Raw genomic sequence first — 20,807 nt, 5'->3', positions numbered from 1 at the left:
GTCAGTCGCGCGTGATCAGGCCCGTGTCCGGCGGCAGGGTGGCGACGACGTCGTTGAGCCTGCGGTGGTGCTGCCCGCTGACCGCCAGCAGCGCCTCGGCGTCGCGGTCGAGGAACGCTTCGAGCATCTCTCCGTGGTCGGCGTGCAACGAGACCCGGTCGGCGTGGCCGACGTGCACCATCGCCTGCACCGGTTCGGTGATGTTCCAGGCGGATTCGAGCATGTGCACCAGCCGGTGCATACCCGACGGCCGTGCCATGCCGATGTGGAAGTGCCTGCTCTGGCGGTGGTACGCCTGCGGATCATCCTCCGCGACAGCGCGTTCCAGCATGCGATGGGCGGTGGCGACCGATGCCCGTTCCGGTTCGGTGGCGTTCGTGACTGCGGCGGCCAGTGCCGCCGACTCGAGCGTCGCGCGCACCAGGTACAGCTCCGACAGTTCCGACGCGGTCAGCCGGGCGACCGTGTAACCGACATTCGGATGGTGGGTGACCAGACCCTCCGCCGTCAGTGTCTTGAGGCTCTCCCGGACGGGGATGGGGCTGACGCCCAGCACCTCGGCGACCTCGTTGACCGGTATCGGCGAGCCCGGCAGCGCGCCGCCGTCGAGGATCACCCTGCGCAGTTGGTCGACGATCGCGCCCTTCGCGCCCGCGGCGGCCAGACGGGCCGGCATCGCGGAGTGACGGCGACCGGGCATACAGGTGATCCTGCTACGTCAGCGCCGAGCGCGCCGATCTCCCCACGTTCCACTATTGACATGTCGCGATTGGAATGTGAGGCTGGACGCAGTCGAACCCCGCCTCCAGGAGGACCCATGACCGACACCGCGAACCTGCCCACCGACACCACCGACGCCGGCCTGCCGAACGACGGCCACATCTTCGAGGTCGGCAACTACGCGCCGGTGGCCGACGAACTCACCGAGTTCGACCTGGCAGTTGAAGGCGCCATCCCGGCCGATCTCGACGGGTGGTATCTGCGCAACGGCCCCAACCCGCGCACGGCGGGCGGGCACTGGTTCACCGGTGACGGCATGATCCACGGCGTCCGCGTCGAGGGCGGTGCGGCGAAGTGGTACCGCAACCGCTGGGTCCGCACCGACAGCTTCATCGAGCCGTTCCCGCTCTACAACGAGGACGGCACGCGCAACCTACGCGCCTCGGTCGCCAACACCCACATCGTCAATCACGCGGGGAAGACGCTGGCGCTGGTCGAGTCGTCACTGCCCTACGAGGTCACCAACGACCTCGACACCATCGGCTGCTACGACTTCGGCGGCAAGCTCGTCGACTCGATGACCGCGCACCCCAAGATCTGCCCGACGACCGGCGAGATGCACTTCTTCGGTTACGGGAACCTCTTCGAGCCGCACGTGACGTATCACCGTGCGGACGCCAACGGGGACCTGGTGATCAATCGGCCCCTTGAGGTCAAAGCGCTGACGATGATGCACGACTTCGCGATGACCGCCGAGCACATCGTCTTCATGGACCTGCCGATCGTGTTCAACGCCGAAGCGGCCGCGAGCGGCGGCATGCCGTTCCGCTGGGACGACGACTACGGCGCTCGGCTCGGCGTGATGCGCCGCGACGATCCCTTCGGCGACGTGCGCTGGTTCGAGATCGACCCGTGCTACGTGTTCCACGTCGCCAACGCTCACGACACCGCCAGTGGGCTCGTCGTGCAGGCGGTCCGCTATCCCGAGTTGTGGCGCGAGAACGGCGGATTCGACGCCGACGGCGTGCTGTGGACGTGGACGATCGACCTCGCCAGGGGCACCGTGAGCGAGAGCCAGCTCGACGACCGCGGGGTCGAGTTCCCGCGCATCGACGACCGGCTGGCCGGCCTGCCCGCGCGCTACTCGGTGTCCGTCGGTCGCAACGGCTGGATCCGACACGACCTCACCGACGGCTCGGCCGTCGCCCACGACCTCGGCAGGGGTGGACCCGGCGAAGCCGTGTTCGTGCCCGCCGCCGGAGCGCCCAGCGAGTCCAGCGGCTACTACCTCGGCTACGTGTACGACCCGGCTCGCGACGGCAGCGATCTGGTCATCCTCGACGCGTCCGACTTCGCCGGCGACCCGATCGCCAGGATCGCGCTGCCGCAGCGGGTGCCCTACGGCTTCCACGGCAACTGGATCAGCGCCTAGCGCGAGTCTCGGTCGCCTGGCGGCCATCCGGTTTATCGTGACCGGGTGGCCGTCTCGTGGTGTGGGGAACCCGCGCCCTGACCATGTCCGATTTCGGGTTCCACACGCTGGCCCTGCTGGTCGTGATCGGCATGGTGGGCCCGCTGCTGACCGCGGTGCCGCGGCTCGCCATTCCGGTCATCATCGGCGAGTTGGCTGCCGGAATGCTGGTCGGGCGAACGGGTTTCGACATCGTGGACACCACGAATCCGACCTTCGCCCTGCTCGCCAACATCGGCTTCGCCCTGGTGATGTTCGTCGTCGGCACCCACGTGCCGGTGCGCGATCCCACCCTGCGGGCGGGGATCTGGAAGGCCGTCCTGCGAGCGGTGCTGGTGGGAGCCGTCGCCGCGGTCCTCGGGGTGCTGATCGCGGAGGCGTTCGACACCGACCACGCCGCGCTGTACGCGGTGCTGATGGCGTCGTCCTCGGCTGCGGTCGCCCTGCCGATCATCGACGCGCTCGGTATCGACGGGCCGCAGGTGCTCTCGGTGAAGGCGCAGATCGCCGTCGCCGACGCGGCGTGCATCGTGCTGCTGCCGCTGGCGATCAACCCGTCCCGTGCGCCGCAGGCCGCGCTCGGGGCGCTCGCGGTCCTGGTCTGCGCGGCCGTGCTCTACGTCGTGCTCAGGCACTTCGAGCGCAACGGCACCCGTAAGCGCGTCCGCGGGTACTCCAAGCGCCATCAACTCGCCCTCGAGCTGCGGATCAGCCTGATCCTGCTGTTCGCGTTGTCGGCGCTGGCGCTGAGCATGCACGTCTCGATCATGCTCGCCGGGTTCGCGCTCGGTCTCGTCGTCAATGCGATCGGAGAGCCGAAACGTCTTGCCCGCCAACTGCTCGGGATCACCGAGGGGTTCTTCGGCCCGCTGTTCTTCGTCTGGCTCGGAGCCACACTGCAGGTGCGCGAGCTCATCGATCATCCGCAGTTCATCGGCCTCGGCGTCGCGCTGGGAGTCGGTGCCGTCGTCGCGCACGGCATCGGCAGGGCGGTGGGACAACAACTTCCGTACTCCGTGATGGCCGCCGCGCAGCTCGGCGTGCCGGTCGCAGCGGCCACACTCGGCGCCGAGGAGGGCCTACTCGGTCCCGGAGAACCGGCGGCGCTGATCCTCGGAGCGCTGGTGACCATCGGCGCCACCTCGATCGCAGGCGAGGTCGCGAAACGCCGTCAACCGGTTGAGGCGCGGTAGGCGGTCGGGCTCACGCCGTACGCGCGTTTGAAGGCGCTGCTCAACGCGAACGGGGTGCTGTAGCCGACTCGGTGCGCGATGGCCGCGATGGTCGATTCGCCGGACCGAAGCATGTCGGCCGCGAGTGCCAGCCGCCAACTCGTCAGGAACGCGATGGGGGAGTCGCCGATCTGCTCGGTGAACCGTCGCGCGAAGCCGGCACGTGAGTTGCCCACGGCGGCAGCCAGATTAGCGACCGTCCAGGGGTGCTCGGGGTTGTTGTAGATCAGCCGGAGGGCTGGGCCGACGACGGGATCCCGTTCGGCGTGCCACCAGGTAGGCGCGTTCTCGTCGCGGTTGAACCACGTCCGCAGCACGTCCATCAGCACCAGGTCGAGGAGTCGATCCAGGAAGGCGGCCTGGCCGGGGCCGTCGTGACCCGCCTCGGCGGCCAGCAGGTCCACCAACGGCGTGTGCCACTGATCTCCGCCCAGCATCAGCACGGCGGGCAGGGCATCGAGCAGTCGGGCGCTGACCGCGCTGCTGCCCTCGTAGGTGCAGATGATCGATCGGTCCGCCCCGGCTGCGGTGTTGCCCCAGGTCCGGACGCCGACCGACATCTCGAAGCGCAGGTCGTCGCCGTGCAGGGTCGTGCACCGGTTGCCCGGATGGATCACCACCTGGGGTTCGGTATCGGGGGCGTCGGCGAACAGGTAGTGCTCGGTGCCGCGGGCCAGGGCCACGTCGCCGGGGCCGAGTCGGTGAACCGCGCCGGATGTCGTCACGATGACCGCTCGCCCGTGGGTGACGCAGATCAGCGTGAGCGGCGCATCGTCCTGAATCCGCATGGACCACGGCGGATCCAGCGACATCCGCAGCACGAAGGCGCCGCGCGCCCGGACCCCGTCGAGCAGGCCACCCAGTGCGTCCACCCGCACGACACTAGACGCACGCGTATGAATTCGCGACGATGAACGATGGATCGTCTCAGTCACCCGCGGAATGCTCGTCCCCATGACGACAAGCCCGTTTCTCATCGCCACCACGGCGGCGGCCGTGACGACCGGGGTCGCCGGCGGCGTCTTCTACGCGTTCTCGACGTTCGTGATGGCCGGCCTCGACCGCACTCGCCCCGCCGAGGCGATCACCGCGATGCGCGGCCTCAACGCCGAAGCCCAGGGCAACGCGCCGTTCCTCACGCTCTTCGTGGGCTCGACGCTGTTGGCGCTCGGCGTCGGACTCGCTGCGGCACGTCGACTCTCGCAGCCCGGTGCGGGTTTCGTGCTCGCGGGGGCGGTGCTCGGCCTGGTCGCGTTCGTCGTCACGATGGCGGTCAACGTCCCGCTCAACAACGCACTCGACGCGGTGGACCCGGCGGGGCTGTCGGCCGCCGAGGCGCTCGCCCGGTGGCGGGCGTACCTGGTGCCCTGGACCGCGTGGAATCACGTCAGGACGGTGGCGCCCGTCATCGGTTCGGTGCTGATGGTCGTCGGGCTCCAACGCGGCTGACGCCGCGAAACGCGTAGGCCACCACACCGGCGGCGACGAGCGTCAGCGTTCCCGCGATGATCGACGTCGGCGCGATGCCGGAGTCGAACGCCGTGTGCGCCGAATCGAGCAGGCGCGTCGCGGTGTCGGCGGGGAGATCACGCGCCACCGCGACCGCGCCGCCGATGCTCTCGCCGGCATCGGCGGTCTGCCCGGCCGTCAACCCCTGCGGCACGTCGACGTTCGTCCGGTAGAACGCGGTGAAGATCGTGCCCAGGGTGGCGGTGCCGACGACCGCACCGAGTTCGTAGGCCGTCTCCGACACCGCCGATGCGGCACCGGCCTTCTCCGGTGGGACCGACGCGACGATGGTGTCGTTGGTGATCGTTTGGGACGCGCCGACGCCGATCTCCAGCACGATGAACGACGCGATGATCGCGGCGACGGTGAGATCGTGGCGGAACGCCAGGATCATGAAGAAACCCGCGGACACCAGGATGAGGCCGACGATCACCACCTGGTGCGGCGCGAACCATCGCATCAACCGCACCACGCCGATACCCGCGATCATCGACAACAGCGCGCCCGGCAGCGTCACCAGGCCCGCCTCCAGCGGGGTGAGGCCGAGGACGAGTTGCAGGTGCTGCGACACGAAGAAGATGAAGCCGATCAGGCCGACGATCGAGAGGAAGTTCGCCATGATCGACGACGCGAAGGGGGCGTAGCCGAACAGTTCGATGTCGAGCATCGGTGTGGCGCTGCGGTTCTGGCGTCGGACGAAGACGACCGCGGAAGCGACGCTGATCGCGAGCGCGGCGCCGACGTACCACGACAGGCCGTCGTGGGCACCGGTCTTGACGGCCCAGACCAGCGGCAGCATCGTCGTCAACGACAGCAGCACGCTCACCGGGTCGAGCGGGCCGGGATTCGGGTCCCGCGACTCCGGCACCAGCCGAGGCGCGAACACCAGGAGCGGCAACAGGATGGGTACGGCGACCAGGAACACCGCGCCCCAGTGGAAGTGCTCGAGCAGCGCACCGCCGACGATCGGGCCGAGGGCCGAGCCCGCGGTGAAGAACGACGCCCAGATGGCGATGGCCAGCCGGCGTGCCGACGCGTCGGCGAAGATGTTGCGGATCAGCGACAGGGTCGACGGCATGAGCATGGCGCCGAAGAAGCCCAGGACCGCGCGGGCCAGGACGAGGTACCCGGCGCTCGGTGCGAAGGCGGCGACGATGGATACGACCGCGAAGCCCGCGGCGCCGATCATCAGCAGCTTGCGGCGGCCGATCCGGTCGCCGAGGCTGCCCATCGCGACCAGCAGTGAGGCCAGCACCAGCGCGTAGACGTCGACGATCCACAGCTGGGTCGGCGCGGACGGACGGAGATCCTGGGCGATGTTCGGCAGCGCGAACGCGAGGATCGTGTTGTCGACGGCGACCAGCAGGACCGGTAGAAGCAGCACGATCAGCGCGTACCAGGCGCGCCGCGGTGTACTCGCGGTCGGCTCGACGTCGCACCGGGTGGACATGATGTACTCCTGAAATATCTTGGGGGAAAGCTTTATTCGGGCTTGATGGTGCCCTTGGTCAGACTGACCATGATGGCGTCGACCACCTGCACGCGCGGCGTGCCCTGTTTCACGGTGCCTGCTCCGGCGTTCAGCAGCGCCCAGAACACCGTGCGCGGCCAACCGGGCGGTCCCGCCGAACCCTCGATGGCGACGCGGTTGAGGACGTCGACGATCACCTCGTCACCCGAGTCGAGGATCGCGGCCAGTTCCTTATCCGCGTAGTTCGACGGGTCGGCGTAGACGAACGGGACGATCGGCCCGAGGTCGAGCTGGCTGTCGACCACGCGGCGCAGCGCCTCGATCGGGGGTCCGCAGTCCGGTTCGGCGCGCTCGATGGCGGCATTGCTCAACTCGTGGACGTGCAGGGCCAGGGCGCGCAGCAGCTCGGTGCGCTCCGCGAAGTAGCGGTGCAGGGTGCTGCGTCCGACCTCTGCCGCGGCGGCGATGTCGGCCAGTGACGCCGTCGGGTTGTCGGCGAGCACGGACATGGCCGCGTCGAGGATCGCCTTTCGGGTCCGCGAACGCGCGCCGCCATCGGACGACTGTGGAGCGCTCATGCTCGCCAATGTAGCACAGCTGATTCAAAGTGGGACATTGGTGTCCCATTACTCCGGCGGGGCGAACCCTCCCGACGACGCCGCGGGTGGCGCTGGTGGAGGCGCCTGCGGCGGATAGGGCGGCGCCATCGAGGGCGGCGGTTGATAGCCGGGAGGCGGGTACGTCGGCGGCTGCGGAGTCGTGAACGCGGTGGGCACCGCACGCCTGGCGAGTTCCCTGCGGTGCCGTTCGGCGACGACCGCGGCGAGCACCAGCGGCACCGGCGCGTCGGGCGGGGGCGGCGGTGAGATCCGCGCGACCACGTCGGCGTAGATCTGTCGCGCCATCCGGTCGCGGAACACCGGCTCCAATTGGGAAGCGCGGCCGAGGAACTGGCGCGCCCGCTCGGCCTGCTCGGCACCGAGACCGGACAGCTGCAGCGACGAAGCCCACCAGGCCAGCTGCGGCGGCATCGGCGGAGGCGGACCGATCTTCGGCGCGCGCTCGCTGATCACGATGGTTCCGGCGAACACGTCACCGATGCGTTTGCCCTTCTGGGACACCAGGCTGCAGATGACCGCCGGGCCCCCGGCGAACAGCCAGATCTCGATCACCGAGGCGAGCGCGCGAAACAGAGCCTGCCGGAAGCGTTCCGGACCGCCGTCGTCCGAGACGACCCGCAGTCCGAGCGCCATCTTGCCGAGGGACCGGCCGCGCGTCGTGACCTCGAAGATCACCGGGTAGGCGACGAACGCCAGCACCGTGAAGATGATCAGAGTTGCTGCCGCGAGCGCCTCATCGACGTCGGACACCATGATCGCCCACAGGATGAAGCCGAGCACGTAGATGACGAACATGACGGTGACGTCGATGACCGCCGCCACCGCGCGTACGGGCAGCTGTGCGATCTGGATGTCGAGGACCACGGCGTCGCCGGTCACCATCGGTTCCGGTTGGACCGTCATATCTCCCCACGCTACTAGGCTGTTCAGAGTGGATGTCGACGCGTTCGTCCTGACCCACCGGGCTACCTGGGACCGTCTCGAACAGCTGGTGAAGCGACGCCGCAGCCTCACGGGTGCGGAAGTCGACGAGCTCGTCGAGCTGTACCAGCGCGTCTCCACGCACCTGTCGATGGTCCGGACGTCGTCGACCGACGGGCAGCTGGTCGGCAGGCTCTCGGGTCTCGTCGCGCAGGCCAGGGCCGCCGTCACCGGCGCGCACGCGCCGTTGTGGAGCGAGTTCACCCGGTTCTGGACGGTGTCGTTCCCCGTGGTCGCCTACAGCGCGTGGCGCTGGTGGCTGGGCTCGGCGGTCGGCTTCCTGATCGTCGCGACGGCCATCGGAGTGTGGGTGGCGCACTCGCCGGAAGTCCAGGCAGTCGTCGGAACACCAAGCGACATCGAACAACTCGTCAACAACGACTTCGCGTCCTACTACAGCGAGAACCCCGCAGGATCGTTCGCGGCACGGGTCTGGATCAACAACTCCTGGGTCGCCGCGCAGTGCATCGCCTTCGCGGTCCTGCTCGGCATCCCCATCCCGTACCTGCTGTTCGAGAACGCGGCCAACGTCGGCCTCGCGGGCGGATTGATGTTCGACGCGGGCAAGGGCGACGTGTTCCTCGGGCTGCTCACGCCGCACGGCCTGCTCGAGCTGACCGCGATCTTCCTCGCCGCGGCGGCGGGGATGCGGCTGGGCTGGTCGGTGGTGGCGCCGGGGGACCGACCGCGCGGGCAGGTGCTGGCCGAACGCGGCCGGGCCGTGGTCGCCGTCGCCATCGGCCTGGTCGCGGTGCTGCTGCTGTCGGGCCTCATCGAAGCCCTCGTCACGCCGTCGGGGCTGCCGACGTTCGTCCGGATCGCCATCGGCGTCGCCGCCGAGGTCGCATTCCTGGCCTACATCGTGCACTTCGGGCGCAGAGCCGTGCTCGCAGGCGAAACCGGGGACATCGAGAACGCCCCGGACGTCGTGCCGACCCGCTAGAGCTTGCCGCTGGCCTTCATCGCCAGGTAGCGGTCCGCCAGAGCGGGAGCGAGGTCCTCCGGTTCGGTGTCCACGACGTCGACTCCCATGCGCCGCAACCGCGTCGCGATGTGCCCGCGGTCGTTGCGGGCCCGCTCGGCGGACGCGGCGTCGTAGACCTGCGCGGCGTCGGCCCGCCCGGCGGCCAGCCGGTCGACCCGCGGATCCGACACGGCGGCGATCAGCACGTGGTGTTTCGACGACAGCTGAGGCAGCACGCCCATCAGCCCCTCGTCGAGCGCCGACGAGTTCAGTTCGGTCATCAGCACCACCAGCGCGCGGCGCCGGATGCGGCGCTGCACGGTGGCCACCATCGCGGGGGCGTTCGACTCGACGAGCGCGGGCTGCAGAGGCGCCATCGCCTCGACGAGGTGTGCCAGCAGTTCGGTGCGGGAGGCGTTGTACACACCCGCGCGCGGCACCCTGTCGTGCGCCACGAAGTCGACGTGGTCTCCTGCGCGAGATGCCAACGCCGCCAGCAGGAGTGCCGCGTCCATCGACCAGTCCAGGCGCGGCCAGCCGCTGGGGTCGCCCGCGGTCGGGTCGACGCCGACGCGACCGGCGGAGGTGCGCCCGGTGTCCAGCACGATCACGATGCGCCGGTCCCGCTCGGGCCGCCAGGTGCGGACGACGACGTCGGCCCGTTTCGCGGTGGCGCGCCAGTCGATCGAGCGCACGTCGTCGCCCACCACGTACTCTCGCAGCGAGTCGAACTCGGTGCCCTGTCCGCGGATCAGAACGGGCACCGCGCCGTCGAGTTCGCGCAACTTCGCCAGCCGCGACGGCAGGTGCTTGCGGGACAGGAACGGCGGCAGGATGCGGACCTGCCACGGCACCCGATGCGACGCCTGGCGGCCGGCGAGGCCCAACGGTCCGATCGACCGCGCCGTCACCAGAGCCGACCGCTGATCCCCCCGGCGCACCGGACGCAGCCGGGTGACGAGCTGAACCCGTTGTCCGGCAGCGAGGTTCACCGGATGACTGCGCGGAGTTGCTCGCGTGGACGGCGGCCAGGCGTCGCGCACCTGCCCGCGCAACCGCCGCCGTCCCGCGTGCTCGACCAGCAGTCGCACGTCGACGTCCTCGCCGAGGCGCGCCGCGGTCTCGCCGTCACGGGTGAAGGTCAGTGCCCGCGGACTGGCCGCCAAGGCCACGTCAGCCGTCACCGCTGCGCCGAGCAGGGCGAGCAGCACTACGAAAGCCGTTGCGGGCCAGGGTGCTAATGCGATCGGCAGAACACACAGCAGTGCCACCAGCCCCGCGCGGCCGGTGAGGACCACTAGCGCGGCACCGGTACTGCGGCCAGGATGCCGTCCAGGACGCCGTCGGGATTGGCGCCCTCGAGTTCGGCCTCCGGCCGCAGCGCGACGCGGTGCCGCAGTGTCGGCCGGGCCATCGCCTTGACGTCGTCGGGCGTGACGTAGTTGCGTCCCGACAGCCACGCCCAGGACCGGGCCGTGCTGAGCAGCGCCGTCGCCCCTCGCGGTGACACCCCGAGCTGCAGCGCGGGGGAATGCCTTGTCGCGCCGACGATGTCGACGATGTAGCCGAGCACCTCGTCGGCGATCAGCACCTGCTGTACCGCCGCGCGCCCGGCGGCCAACTCGGCGGCGCCCGCCACCGGCCGGATCGCGGACAGGTCGCGCGGATCGAAGCCGTGCGCGTGCCGCGACAGGATCGCGATCTCCTGATCCCGCGGCGGCAGTGGCACGTTGAGCTTGAGCAGGAAGCGGTCGAGTTGCGCCTCGGGAAGCTGATAGGTGCCCTCGTACTCGATGGGATTCTGGGTGGCCGCCACGATGAACGGGTCGGGCAGCGGGCGCGGCTCGCCGTCGACGCTGACCTGGCGCTCCTCCATCGCCTCCAGCAGCGCCGCCTGCGTCTTGGGCGGGGTGCGGTTGATCTCGTCGGCCAGCATCAGATTGGTGAACACCGGACCGGAACGGAACTCGAACTCGGCGGTGCGCGCGTCGTACACCAGCGATCCGGTGACGTCGCCCGGCATCAGGTCCGGCGTGAACTGCACCCGTTTGAAATCCAGCTGCAGTGCCGCGGCGAGCGTGCGGACGAGCAGCGTCTTCGCCACGCCGGGAACACCTTCCAGCAGTACGTGGCCGCGGCAGAGCAGCGCGATCACCAGACCGCTGACGACCGCGTCCTGGCCGACCACCGCCTTGGCGATCTCACGACGGAGGTCCAGCAGCGCGGTGCGCGCCGCGTCCTGGTCGACCGCCGGAGCCGGGTTGGGCTGGTTCATGACTGGGCGACCTGCCTTTCGATGTGGTCCAACTGATGCGACAGCTCGACGAGCTCGTCGTCGGTGGTGGGCGGCGGGCCGAACAGCCAGAACCCGACGGCTGCGGGATCACCGCCCGTGCGGTGCGCGACGGCCTGTGCGATGGCGGCGGGAGGCGACTGGCCGCCGAGCCCGAGCCGGGGCAGCGTCCGTTGCAGTGCGGCGGTGCGCAGCGCGTCGGCGGCGCGGTCGCGGGCTCGCCGCGAGCGGTACAGCCTGCCGCGGCCCTCGACGGTCTCCGACGCGCGCACCACCACGGGCAGGTCCTCGGCGACCAGCGGGCCGACGCGGCGGCCCCGCCACCACGCGACCAGCAGGACGACGAGGCACAGCTGCAGGATCACCCAGAAGATGCGTTCGGGGACCAGATCCATGATCGACGTGCTGGTGTCCGACTCGCCCTCGACGCGCTGCGGGGCGTACCAGACGAGGCGTTCCCGTGTCCCGGCGAGATTCATCGCCAGCGCGGCGTTGCCGTCGGTGAGCAGGCCGGCGTTGGTCATGAAATCGGCACTCCCGACCACGGTGACCGTCCGGCCGTCCGCGCGATACCGGATCAGCGCGCCGTCGTAGCACGACGTGAGTGCGAGATCGTCGGCCTCGTAGGTGTCGCTGACGCCGAACTCGACGTCGCCCGCGCGCTCCGCCTCACGCAGGTCGCAGTCGGGGGCGCCTCCGAACGACGTCGTGTCGGCCGTCCGGATACCGGGCGCGAGCGCCTCCCTGGTCCGCGACACCGGCTCGACGAGCAGCCGATCGCCGGGCAGCCCGGCGAGCGTCCGCAGCGCGTCGTCGTCGACCAGGTAGAACGTCTGCGCCACCAGGAGCAGCGAGCCGGGCGTCAGCGCGTTCTCGACATCGGCGAGGCTGCCGGCTTCGACGACGTCGACCCCCTGATCGCGCAGCAGTGTGACGATCGCGTTGGCCCCGTCGGGGGACGTCGAGTCGGCTTCCATGCGGCCGCCGGGGTTCGGGGTCGTGAGCAGGGCGGTCGCGACGGAGACGACGGTGATCGCGACGAGCGTCAGCAGCACCCACTTCATGCCGCCCCACCGCTTCTGCAGCGTGGGACCGATCGCCGTTGTCGTCATCGGATCTCCGCCCACCCGCCGGGCACCCCCGCGGGCGGCGCGTCGGCGTGCTCGGAGCGGGCGCGGGCGCGCAGGTGGTCGTCGAGGTCGGCGACCGCGCGGTACTCCACTGCGGAGCCGGGTTGCTCACCGTAGGTGACGTCGTTGAAGGTCTCCGCGGCACGGCGCAATTCGCCGGCCAGCCCCGGCACGACGGCTCCGGCGTCGCGCGCGAGCTCGGTGGCCGTGCGGCCCGGCACCGGGTGAAGCACCGCGGTCTCCTCGAGGTGACGCGCGACCGCGCGCAGGCGGTGTCGGATGGCCGAGGCCCAATCGCCCTGTGCGGCGGCCTGTTCGGCGGCGCCACGGTGCTGCGCGGCGCTCATCTCCGAGGTCCCGAACAGGGCCACGTCGGCGCGGCGGTTCGTCCGCATGGTGCGCATCGCGACGCGTACCGCGACGACGACGGCGATCGTGAGGAGGACGATCAGGACGGTGATGGTGAACCAGCCGCCCGGCACCTGCGAGCCCTCGACCATGATGCGGTACAGCAGTTCGGAGAACCAGCCGGTGATCCGGTCCCACAGGCTCTCCGATGGGTAGATGGGTTTCCCGAGTTCGTTCTGCGCGGCGTCGTGTGCGGCGTCGCGATCGATGTCGACCGGAATCACGGTTGCGGTGGCGTCAGCCAGAGCTGGTCGATGGCCTCACCGGAGTCGGCGGTCCGGTTGGTCGCGCCGGATTGCAGGACGAGGTCGAACGCCTCGGCGCGGATCCTGCGGTCGGTGTACAGCAGCACGACGACGCCCGCCGTGAAGGGCGCCGTGATGATCTGGCCGATCGCTCCGCCGATGGATATCAGCACCGAGGCCACCACGGTTCCGGTGGTGGATGCGCCCGCCATCAACATCAGCTGGCCGACCAGGCTGAAGGGCACCGAGACCGTGCCCGCGATGACCGAGGCCACCAGCGTGCCGAGCAGCCAGATGCCGAGGACCCGCCAGAAGTCCTTGCGTACCAGGGCAAGTGACCGGGTCACGGCGTCGACGAGGCCGGCCCGCTCCAGCACGATGGCGACCGGCGCGAAGATCAACAGCGTCACGCCCCAGATCGTCAGCGCCGCGACACCGAGCAGGAGCAGCAGACCGACGGCGACCGCGGCGCCGATCCCCGCCACGTAGTACATCAGGGCGGTCAGTCCGGCGGCGATTCCGACGAGCACCGTGACGGCGAGTACCTCGAGCGCGGTGAACCCGAGCAGCGGCAGCAGGCGACCCCGCGCCCGGTGCCACGCTTCGCCTGCGGTGATCTTCGCGCCGAACACCGAGCGGCCCACGACGACGGTGAGCAGGCCGCTGAGCACGATCGCGGCGATGGTCGTGGTGGCAGCGCCCGCCATGCTCGACAGCATGAGGCCGATGAACGCCGGATCCGAAACTCCAAGGCCGCCGGTGGCGTTCACGGTCTCGGGGTCCAGTGAGCCGAGCGACGTGATGGGCCCGATCTGGATGAGCAACGCGATCGCCTGCGCGATGATCACCACGATCGCGGTCAGACCGAGTGCGGCTTTCGGGTTCAGCCGAACGTAGGAGACCGCGCCGTTGAAGATGTCCGACATCGTCAGCGGACGCAGGGACACGATGCCGGGTTTCAGCGCCTGGGGCGCCGGCGGCGGGTAGTAGCCGTAGCCCGGCTGTGGGTAGTAGCCCGGCGGTGGGTAGTAACCCGGCTGCGGATATCCGGGTGGCGGGTAACCCTGCGGCGGGTAGGCCGGGTACTGCGCCTGCGGCGGGGGATGTCCGTCGGCGCCGTAGGTCATGCTCACCATCCTGGTCATGAATTCCGGGATTGACAACGTGATCGGCGGTAGCGTCGACTCATGGCGGATCTCAAGGAGCGGCTGCGCACCGACCTGAAAACGGCGATGAAGGCGCAGGACAAGTTGCGTACGGCGACGATCCGCATGCTGCTGGCCGCCGTTCAGACCGAAGAGGTTTCCGGCAAGCAGGCCCGCGAACTCTCCGACGCCGAGGTGCTCAAGGTGCTCGCGCGGGAGTCCCGCAAGCGCGGCGAGGCCGCCGAGATCTACGTGACCAACGGCCGGGGCGAACTGGCGGCCAACGAGCGGGCCGAAGCCAGCGTGATCGACGAGTACCTGCCGACTCAGCTCAACGACGACGAGGTGGCCAACGTGGTCGACACCGCCATCGCCCAGGTGGCGGAGGAGATCGGCGAGCGGCCGCATCAGAAGCACATGGGACTCGTCATCAAGGCCGCGGTGGCGATCGCAGGCGGCCAGGCGGACACCTCGAGGCTCTCGGCCGCCGCGAAGGATCGGCTCTAGCGACGCGTTTGCCCCGCTTCGCTGCGGGGAACCCCTGCTCGAACGACATAGCGATCGGGGGATCTGCCCATGGAGTTGTTCGGAGTGATTTACGGTGCCTCGGCACTGGTGACCACCGCGCTGGTGTTCTTCTTAAGCAAGCGGTTCAGCGACGTGCAGCGACCGGCATCGGTGCGGTTCGGGCTCAGCGTCGCCGCCGGCGTGCTCTGGCCGCTGGTGGTTCTGGGTCTCCTCGAGTTCGGCTCGTTAGTCGCCTACACGAAGGTGGCCGAGGAGACCGAACTGGACCTCGATACGAGGCTCGTCACGTAGTCCCCACACGCGAAAGAGGCCACGCCCTGCTCGGCGTGGCCTCTTCCACCTGCTCTTACGAGTCGGGGTGACAGGATTTGAACCTGCGACCTCTTCGTCCCGAACGAAGCACGCTACCAAGCTGCGCCACACCCCGTGAGAGCCACGACAGCGTATCGCACAGGGTCAGTCGGAAGCCAAACCGGGCGAGCGCCGCGACGGGATATATGAAACGCATTTCGGTCCGAAGCCGACTCGTGGGCGTGCTCACGGATAACTCGCCGCCCGGACGGGTAAACCTTGTTCACGACACGCTGGCGCGGGGATGAATTCCGATGTCAGTGGTGTTGGAGAGACTAACGAAGACCTACCCACCTAGGAGGGGATGACATGACCGGATTGGGAGCCGCAATCTACGGCGGATTCTTCGCCCTCGCGGCGCTGTGGTTGTTCTTGACGTCCGATTACGCGGGTTTCCGACGCCGCGGCGAGCAGAGCGACGCGGAGATGTGGGATCAGCTCCAGGCGCCCGAGCGCTCGAATTCGATCAGCAGCGACGAGTACTCGGCCGTGTCCAGTGAGTGGCTGGTCAGCCACTCGTCGTCGAAGTAGGTATCGGCGTACCGGTCGCCGCTGTCGGCGATCAACGTCACGACCGAACCGCTGCGGCCCTGCGCGACCATCTCAGCCAGTAGTCCGAACGCACCCCACACGTTCGTCCCCGTCGACGGACCGACTCGTCGTCCCAATACCCCGCTCACGTGGTGCGCCGCAGCGATCGAGGCGGCGTCGGGAACCGTCACCATCCGGTCCACCACGTCGGGCAGGAACGACGGCTCGACGCGCGGCCTGCCGATCCCCTCGATGCGCGAGGACATACCCGTTGTGACATCGCCCCGGCCCTGCGCGTAGGCCGGGAAGAACGCCGAGTTCTCCGGGTCGACGACGCACAACCGCGTGGGGTGCCGCCGGTAGCGGATGTAGCGGCCGATCGTCGCGCTGGTCCCGCCGGTACCGGCACCAACCACCACCCAGTCGGGGATCGGGTGCGGTTCCTGGCCCATCTGCTGGAAGATCGACTCCGCGATGTTGTTGTTGCCCCGCCAGTCGGTCGCACGCTCGGCGTTCGTGAACTGATCCAGGTAGTGCCCGCCGGTTTCCATCGCCAGCCGTTCCGCCTCGGCGTACATCTGCGACGACTCGGCGACGAAATGGCAACGGCCGCCTTGAGATTCGATGAGAGCGATCTTGCTTGAGCTAGTCGACGCCGGCATCACCGCGATGAAGGGCAGCCCCAGCAGCGCCGCGAAGTACGCCTCGGAGACGGCGGTGGAACCGGACGACGCCTCGATGACCGTCATGTGCTCGTTGATCCAGCCGTTGCACAGGGCGTACAGGAACAGCGAGCGCGCAAGCCGGTGCTTGAGGCTGCCGGTGATGTGGGTGGACTCGTCCTTGAGATACAGCTGGACGTCGACGCCGTCGGACCACAGCGACGGCAGCGGGTACCGCAGCAGGTGGGTGTCGGCGCTGCGCCGGGCGTCGGCCTCGATCAGGTGGACGGCGTTGTCCACCCACCGACGTGGTTGACTGCGCGTCGCGGTACAGGCCGGGTCGCTCACCGGGCCGATACGGCCGGGTGCGAGACGTCGGCCCTGGAGCCGACGTGACCGCCGCCCGTCGGCGCGGCGACGAGCGTCAGCAGCGTGGCCTCCGGCCTGCAGCAGAAGCGGTACGGCGCGTACGGGGACGTTCCGATCCCCGCGGACACGTGCAACTGCATTTCGGAGCCCCACCGCGATGCGCCCCTGGCGCGGGACGGGTCGAGGTCGCAGTTCGTGACCAGGGCGCCGTATCCCGGCAGCCGCAGTTGCCCGCCGTGAGTGTGGCCGGCCATCACCAACTGGTAGCCGTCCGCTGCGAATCGGTCGAGCACCCGGACGTACGGGGCGTGCGTCAGGCCCAGCGTCAGGTTGGCGGCCCGGTTGGCGGGGCCGGCGATGGTGTCGTACCGGTCACGCGTCAGGTGCGGGTCGTCCACGCCGGCCACCGAGACGAGCTGGCCCTTCACCTCGATCTCGCGCTTCGTGTGCGTCATGTCCAGCCAGCCGCGCTCGGTGAACGCCGCGCGCAGATCCTGCCACGGCAGCGGCTCGCCGGTGAGGCGCTTCGACGGGTTGAAGAGGTAACTGGTCGGGTTCTTGGGCTTCGGACCGAAGTAGTCGTTGCTACCGAAGACGAACAGGCCCGGCACCGAAAGCAGGTCGCCCATCGCCTGCACGACCGACGGCACCGCCTTCGGATGCGAGAGGTTGTCACCGGTGTTCACCACCAGGTCCGGATCCCATCGCGACAGGTCACGCAGCCAGGCCTGCTTGTGACGCTGTTGCGGCCGCATGTGGAAGTCACTGAGATGCAGCACCCGCAGGGGCGCCGAACCGGGAGTGAGTACCGGCATCGTGACTTCCCGCACCACGAACGCGTTGCGCTCGATCATCGTGGCGTAGGCGACTCCGGCGACCAGCGAACCGGCCGCCACCAGAGCTGTGTTCGTCACGACGTTCTTCGTGGCCGCGGGGGCGAGCGAAGCGACGGGGGACAGACCGGACGGGACGGGCATCTTCGCAGCCTACTGCGTGATCATCGCGCCGACCGAGAGCTCACAGCCCGCCGTTATGAATCCCACACATCTGCCGCCGTTGCGGCTACGGCGGAGGCGGAGGCGGCGGTGGCGGAGGGCCCAGCACCGGCACGGTGATGGGTGGCAGGCCGGGAATCTGGACCACGGTCGAACCGACGACCGGCAGGCCGTTGGGGTCCAGCGGGGTCCCCGGTGGCGGGGGCGGAGGCGGCGGCGCAATGCCGTTACTGACCTGGATCGTGATGATCGAGCCCGGCACGGTCTGCCCGGCCGGCGACGTACCGACGACCGCTCCCAACGGCGCAGTGCTGTTCACCGGGGTCGACTCGTTAGCCACCTGGAAGCCGGCGTCGCGCAGCCGCTGGCGCGCGGTGCCCTCGCTCATGCCGGACACGCTGGGAACCCGCGAACCGGGGGAGCCGTCGACGTACCGCGGGTCGGTCGGCGGCAGGACGACGTTGTCGGGCGTGATCCCCTTCATCGCGGTGAACCAGGTGCGCGCGGGTTCGTTACCGCCGAACAGGTCGCCGTACCCGCACTGGCGCAGCGGGAACGAGCACAGCTCGCCGGGCGTCGTGGAGTCGTCGTAGATGTAGTTGGCGGCCGCGAACGCGCTGGTGAATCCAAGGAAGCCCGACGACCGGTGCGCCTCGGTGGTGCCGGTCTTGCCCGACATCGGCAGGTTCCAGCCCACCGAACCGGCGGAGCCGGCGGCTGTGCCCGCTCCGGTGTCGTCCTTGCTCATGGCGTTCGCCAACGTGTTGGCCAACCCCTCGGGCACCACCTGCTCGCAGGTCTCGGTGGTCACCGCCACCTCTTCACCTTCGCGATTGAAGACCTTGTCGATGGGGTTCGGCGGGCACCAGACGCCGCCGGACGCCAGCGTCGCGGCGACGTTGGACAGCTCGAGTGCGTTGACCTCGATGGGGCCGAGCGTGAACGAGCCGAGGTTCTGCCGCTTCACGAAGTCGGCGAGGCTCTCATTGCTCTCCGGGTCGTAGTCGCGCGCCGTGCCGGGCAGCGCGTAGGAGCGCAGGCCGAGCTTGACGGCCATGTCGACGGTGCGCTGCACACCGACCTGCGAGATCAGCTTCGCGAAGGCGGTGTTCGGGGAGGTGGCCAGTGCGTCGGTGACGCTGATCGCGCCCCTCGCGCCGCCCGTGACGCACCACGTGCTCGGTGGACAGCCCCTGGCCCCGCCCGAGCCGAGCCCCTTCGCCTCGAACCGGGCCGGGGCGTCGAGCTGGGCGTTGATGCCCATGCCCATGTCGAGTGCGGCCGCGGTGGTGAACACCTTGAACACCGACCCGGCGCCGTCGCCGACGAGTGAGAAGGGCTGCGGCTGCATGGTCTGGCCCGCGTTGAGGTCCAGCCCGTAAGTGCGGTTACTCGCCATCGCGACGACCGGGTGCGATTCCTTACCGGGCCGGATGACGCTCATGACGCTGGCGACGCCGTCCAGGTCCGGCGGCGCGACGCTGTCAACCGCCGACTTCACCGCGCCCTGCACGTTGGGGTCGAGCGTCGTCTTGATCAGGTAGCCGCCCTTGGACACCTGCTCCTTGGACAGGCCGGCACGCGCCAGGTACTCCAGCACGTAGTCGCAGAAGAACGCCCGGTCGCCGGCCGCGATGCACCCGCGCGGCAGCTCCTGAGGCTGCGGCAGGACGCCCAACGGCGCCTCCTTGGCCGCGCGCAGCGCCTCCGCCTCCTGCGGGACGTTCTCGATCATGGTGTCCAGCACCACGTTTCGACGCGCCAGCGCGCCCTCGGGGTTGGTGTACGGGTTCAGTGTGCTGGTCGACTGGACCATGCCCGCCAGCAGTGCGGCCTGCTCCCAGTTCAGCTCCGAGGCGTTGATCCCGAAGTAGGTCTGGGCGGCGTCCTGAACACCGAAGGCGCCGTTACCGAAGGACACCAGGTTCAGATAGCGCGTCAGGATGTCCGGCTTGGTGAACGTCCGGTCCAGCGTGAGCGCCATCCGGATCTCGCGCAGCTTGCGCGCCGGGGTGGTTTCGATGGCCGCGCGCTTCTCGGCGTCGGTCTGCGCGATCACCAGGAGTTGGTAGTTCTTGATGTACTGCTGCTCGATGGTCGATCCGCCGCGGGTGTCGGCGGCCCCCGACAGATATCCGGACAGACCCGTCAGCGTGCCCTGCCAGTCGACGCCGTTGTGTTCGGCGAACCGCTTGTCCTCGATCGAGACGATTGCCAGTTTCATCGAGTTGGCGATCTGCTCCGACGGCACCTCGAAGCGACGCTGCGTGTACAGCCAGGCGATCGGATTGCCGTTGATGTCGACCATCGTCGAGACGGCGGGCACCTCGCCCTCGACCAATTGGGCCGAACCGTTGGCTACGACATCGGACGCCCGGTTGGACATCAGGCCGAAGCCTCCGACCATGGGGAACATCAGTGCGGCGGCGATGACGCTCGCCAACAGGACGCACCACGCGAGCTTGATCACCGTCACCGCGGTCGGCGGCCGCGATGATGGAGCCTCAGACATGTCGTACAGAGTAGCCACGCCCGGCGCCGATCACCTCGTGCCGTCCGGATAGGTGCAGGCCACGACGATCACTGGGGGCTGCGGACCCGTCGAACACGAGGGAAGATGGGTGACGGCACGGTCGTCCCAAAAAAGCGAGATTTGACTGTTGCGCAAAACCCCCCTGACCACCTAGGTTTGTCACACAGTGCGATCTAGGTAACACTACTGACCGCAATGTGGCGTAGATCGCAGCAGCGTTCTACACCCTGGGAAAAGCCGCCGAGGGGGCGGCTGGGACGAAGGGAACGCTGGTGTCAGGAACACGGCCCGCGGCGCGCAGAACCATCACGAGCTCCCCAGTCAGTACTGTTCAACCGGGCGTCAGTGGCGCCGAAGCCGAAGCCCGCATCGCGTGGGTCTCCCAGGCGCGGTGCCGGCAGGCCGACCCCGACGAGCTGTTCGTTCGCGGTGCCGCCCAGCGCAAAGCCGCCGTGATCTGCAGGCACTGCCCGGTGATCTCCGAATGTGGAGCCGATGCGCTCGACAATCGCGTTGAGTTCGGCGTGTGGGGCGGGATGACCGAACGTCAGCGCCGAGCCCTGCTCAAGCAGCACCCCGAGGTCGTCTCCTGGGCCGATTTCTTCGCCGCCCAGCGCAAACACCGCAGCGCGGTCTGACCGCACCTCCC

At 69.2% G+C, this 20,807-nt stretch carries 20 protein-coding genes and 1 tRNA gene; 7 read left to right on the top strand and 14 right to left on the bottom strand.

Features of this window, described 5'->3' with window-relative positions; translation table 11 throughout:
• Position 1: 1 nt before the first annotated feature.
• Positions 2 to 700 carry a GntR family transcriptional regulator gene (locus NM203_RS26335; protein WP_255063543.1) on the bottom strand — a complete coding sequence of 233 codons (699 nt, stop codon included), beginning with the start codon at positions 698 to 700 and terminating at the stop codon, positions 2 to 4.
• Positions 701 to 817: 117 nt separating this feature from the next.
• On the opposite strand from NM203_RS26335, the gene NM203_RS26330 reads away from it, so the two are divergent.
• Positions 818 to 2,152 carry a carotenoid oxygenase family protein gene (locus NM203_RS26330; protein WP_255063542.1) on the top strand — a complete coding sequence of 445 codons (1,335 nt, stop codon included), beginning with the start codon at positions 818 to 820 and terminating at the stop codon, positions 2,150 to 2,152.
• A gap of 83 nt (positions 2,153 to 2,235) precedes the next feature.
• On the top strand, positions 2,236 to 3,384 hold the full coding sequence (locus tag NM203_RS26325; RefSeq protein ID WP_255063606.1) for a cation:proton antiporter: 1,149 nt from the start codon (positions 2,236 to 2,238) through the stop codon (positions 3,382 to 3,384).
• On the opposite strand, the gene NM203_RS26320 is transcribed toward NM203_RS26325, so the two are convergent.
• Positions 3,363 to 4,295: an AraC family transcriptional regulator gene (locus NM203_RS26320; RefSeq protein WP_255063541.1), complete on the bottom strand. Its 933-nt coding sequence runs from the start codon at positions 4,293 to 4,295 to the stop codon at positions 3,363 to 3,365. The genes NM203_RS26325 and NM203_RS26320 overlap by 22 nt on opposite strands.
• An 82-nt stretch (positions 4,296 to 4,377) precedes the next feature.
• Between NM203_RS26320 and NM203_RS26315 the strand changes: the two genes are divergently transcribed.
• Entirely contained in the window at positions 4,378 to 4,872 is a 495-nt protein-coding gene (locus NM203_RS26315) for an anthrone oxygenase family protein (RefSeq protein ID WP_255063540.1), read from the top strand.
• Here NM203_RS26315 and lfrA read toward each other — a convergent pair.
• Genes lfrA through NM203_RS26300 form a run of 3 tightly spaced genes read right to left on the bottom strand, consistent with a single transcriptional unit; the run spans position 4,829 to position 7,926 of the window.
• Complete coding sequence (gene lfrA / locus NM203_RS26310) at positions 4,829 to 6,382, bottom strand: efflux MFS transporter LfrA (RefSeq protein ID WP_255063539.1); 1,554 nt, start codon at positions 6,380 to 6,382, stop codon at positions 4,829 to 4,831. The genes NM203_RS26315 and lfrA overlap by 44 nt on opposite strands.
• Before the next feature lie 32 nt (positions 6,383 to 6,414).
• Entirely contained in the window at positions 6,415 to 6,981 is a 567-nt protein-coding gene (locus tag NM203_RS26305) for a TetR/AcrR family transcriptional regulator (RefSeq protein WP_255063538.1), read from the bottom strand.
• Positions 6,982 to 7,029: 48 nt separating this feature from the next.
• Complete coding sequence (locus tag NM203_RS26300) at positions 7,030 to 7,926, bottom strand: RDD family protein (protein WP_255063537.1); 897 nt, start codon at positions 7,924 to 7,926, stop codon at positions 7,030 to 7,032.
• A gap of 28 nt (positions 7,927 to 7,954) precedes the next feature.
• On the opposite strand from NM203_RS26300, the gene NM203_RS26295 reads away from it, so the two are divergent.
• Positions 7,955 to 8,947, top strand: coding sequence for a stage II sporulation protein M (locus tag NM203_RS26295; RefSeq protein ID WP_255063536.1), 993 nt, complete (start codon positions 7,955 to 7,957; stop codon positions 8,945 to 8,947).
• Here the strand turns inward: NM203_RS26295 and NM203_RS26290 are convergent.
• Genes NM203_RS26290 through NM203_RS26270 form a run of 5 tightly spaced genes read right to left on the bottom strand, consistent with a single transcriptional unit; the run spans position 8,944 to position 14,171 of the window.
• Positions 8,944 to 10,266, bottom strand: coding sequence for a DUF58 domain-containing protein (locus tag NM203_RS26290; RefSeq protein WP_255063535.1), 1,323 nt, complete (start codon positions 10,264 to 10,266; stop codon positions 8,944 to 8,946). The two genes, NM203_RS26295 and NM203_RS26290, sit on opposite strands and share 4 nt — an antisense overlap.
• On the bottom strand, positions 10,266 to 11,243 hold the full coding sequence (locus NM203_RS26285; RefSeq protein ID WP_255063534.1) for an AAA family ATPase: 978 nt from the start codon (positions 11,241 to 11,243) through the stop codon (positions 10,266 to 10,268). The genes NM203_RS26290 and NM203_RS26285 overlap by 1 nt, the downstream gene beginning before the upstream one ends.
• Positions 11,240 to 12,373 carry a DUF4350 domain-containing protein gene (locus tag NM203_RS26280; protein ID WP_255063533.1) on the bottom strand — a complete coding sequence of 378 codons (1,134 nt, stop codon included), beginning with the start codon at positions 12,371 to 12,373 and terminating at the stop codon, positions 11,240 to 11,242. The genes NM203_RS26285 and NM203_RS26280 overlap by 4 nt, the downstream gene beginning before the upstream one ends.
• Positions 12,370 to 13,023: a DUF4129 domain-containing protein gene (locus tag NM203_RS26275; RefSeq protein ID WP_255063532.1), complete on the bottom strand. Its 654-nt coding sequence runs from the start codon at positions 13,021 to 13,023 to the stop codon at positions 12,370 to 12,372. The genes NM203_RS26280 and NM203_RS26275 overlap by 4 nt, the downstream gene beginning before the upstream one ends.
• On the bottom strand, positions 13,020 to 14,171 hold the full coding sequence (locus NM203_RS26270; RefSeq protein WP_255063531.1) for a DUF7847 domain-containing protein: 1,152 nt from the start codon (positions 14,169 to 14,171) through the stop codon (positions 13,020 to 13,022). The genes NM203_RS26275 and NM203_RS26270 overlap by 4 nt, the downstream gene beginning before the upstream one ends.
• 60 nt (positions 14,172 to 14,231) lie before the next feature.
• Between NM203_RS26270 and NM203_RS26265 the strand changes: the two genes are divergently transcribed.
• Together NM203_RS26265 and NM203_RS26260 are read left to right on the top strand one after the other, a co-directional pair.
• Positions 14,232 to 14,696 carry a GatB/YqeY domain-containing protein gene (locus NM203_RS26265; RefSeq protein ID WP_255063530.1) on the top strand — a complete coding sequence of 155 codons (465 nt, stop codon included), beginning with the start codon at positions 14,232 to 14,234 and terminating at the stop codon, positions 14,694 to 14,696.
• A gap of 69 nt (positions 14,697 to 14,765) precedes the next feature.
• Positions 14,766 to 15,008: a hypothetical protein gene (locus tag NM203_RS26260; RefSeq protein ID WP_255063529.1), complete on the top strand. Its 243-nt coding sequence runs from the start codon at positions 14,766 to 14,768 to the stop codon at positions 15,006 to 15,008.
• 62 nt (positions 15,009 to 15,070) lie between these two features.
• Here the strand turns inward: NM203_RS26260 and NM203_RS26255 are convergent.
• The 4 genes from NM203_RS26255 to ponA2 all read right to left on the bottom strand — a co-directional run bounded on the left by NM203_RS26255 (position 15,071) and on the right by ponA2 (position 20,137).
• Positions 15,071 to 15,144, bottom strand: a tRNA-Pro gene (locus NM203_RS26255).
• Between the two features lie 358 nt (positions 15,145 to 15,502).
• Positions 15,503 to 16,609, bottom strand: coding sequence for an L-cysteine desulfhydrase Cds1 (cds1, locus tag NM203_RS26250; RefSeq protein WP_255063528.1), 1,107 nt, complete (start codon positions 16,607 to 16,609; stop codon positions 15,503 to 15,505).
• Positions 16,606 to 17,607: a metallophosphoesterase gene (locus tag NM203_RS26245; RefSeq protein ID WP_255063527.1), complete on the bottom strand. Its 1,002-nt coding sequence runs from the start codon at positions 17,605 to 17,607 to the stop codon at positions 16,606 to 16,608. The genes cds1 and NM203_RS26245 overlap by 4 nt, the downstream gene beginning before the upstream one ends.
• 85 nt (positions 17,608 to 17,692) lie before the next feature.
• Positions 17,693 to 20,137: a transglycosylase/D,D-transpeptidase PonA2 gene (ponA2, locus tag NM203_RS26240; RefSeq protein ID WP_255063526.1), complete on the bottom strand. Its 2,445-nt coding sequence runs from the start codon at positions 20,135 to 20,137 to the stop codon at positions 17,693 to 17,695.
• Between the two features lie 293 nt (positions 20,138 to 20,430).
• On the opposite strand from ponA2, the gene NM203_RS26235 reads away from it, so the two are divergent.
• The gene (locus NM203_RS26235; protein WP_255063525.1) at positions 20,431 to 20,796 is read left to right on the top strand and encodes a WhiB family transcriptional regulator; all 366 of its coding nucleotides are present in this window, start codon (positions 20,431 to 20,433) and stop codon (positions 20,794 to 20,796) included.
• Positions 20,797 to 20,807: the final 11 nt, after the last annotated feature.

It is taken from the genome of Mycolicibacterium arenosum, assembly GCF_024320865.1.
GTDB lineage: Bacteria > Actinomycetota > Actinomycetes > Mycobacteriales > Mycobacteriaceae > Mycobacterium > Mycobacterium arenosum.
Note: the sequence above shows the minus strand (reverse complement) of the source record. Positions and strands in the feature narration are given on the sequence as shown.

Coding starts and splice junctions, on each gene's coding strand:
- NM203_RS26270 (WP_255063531.1), bottom strand. CDS start 14,171: ATGACCTACGGCGCCGACGGACATCCCCCGCCGCAGGCGCAGTACCCG.
- ponA2 (WP_255063526.1), bottom strand. CDS start 20,137: ATGTCTGAGGCTCCATCATCGCGGCCGCCGACCGCGGTGACGGTGATC.
- NM203_RS26280 (WP_255063533.1), bottom strand. CDS start 12,373: ATGACGACAACGGCGATCGGTCCCACGCTGCAGAAGCGGTGGGGCGGC.
- lfrA (WP_255063539.1), bottom strand. CDS start 6,382: ATGTCCACCCGGTGCGACGTCGAGCCGACCGCGAGTACACCGCGGCGC.
- NM203_RS26265 (WP_255063530.1), top strand. CDS start 14,232: ATGGCGGATCTCAAGGAGCGGCTGCGCACCGACCTGAAAACGGCGATG.
- NM203_RS26335 (WP_255063543.1), bottom strand. CDS start 700: ATGCCCGGTCGCCGTCACTCCGCGATGCCGGCCCGTCTGGCCGCCGCG.
- NM203_RS26305 (WP_255063538.1), bottom strand. CDS start 6,981: ATGAGCGCTCCACAGTCGTCCGATGGCGGCGCGCGTTCGCGGACCCGA.
- NM203_RS26285 (WP_255063534.1), bottom strand. CDS start 11,243: ATGAACCAGCCCAACCCGGCTCCGGCGGTCGACCAGGACGCGGCGCGC.
- NM203_RS26300 (WP_255063537.1), bottom strand. CDS start 7,926: ATGACGGTCCAACCGGAACCGATGGTGACCGGCGACGCCGTGGTCCTC.
- NM203_RS26315 (WP_255063540.1), top strand. CDS start 4,378: ATGACGACAAGCCCGTTTCTCATCGCCACCACGGCGGCGGCCGTGACG.
- NM203_RS26260 (WP_255063529.1), top strand. CDS start 14,766: ATGGAGTTGTTCGGAGTGATTTACGGTGCCTCGGCACTGGTGACCACC.
- NM203_RS26330 (WP_255063542.1), top strand. CDS start 818: ATGACCGACACCGCGAACCTGCCCACCGACACCACCGACGCCGGCCTG.
- NM203_RS26245 (WP_255063527.1), bottom strand. CDS start 17,607: ATGCCCGTCCCGTCCGGTCTGTCCCCCGTCGCTTCGCTCGCCCCCGCG.
- NM203_RS26325 (WP_255063606.1), top strand. CDS start 2,236: ATGTCCGATTTCGGGTTCCACACGCTGGCCCTGCTGGTCGTGATCGGC.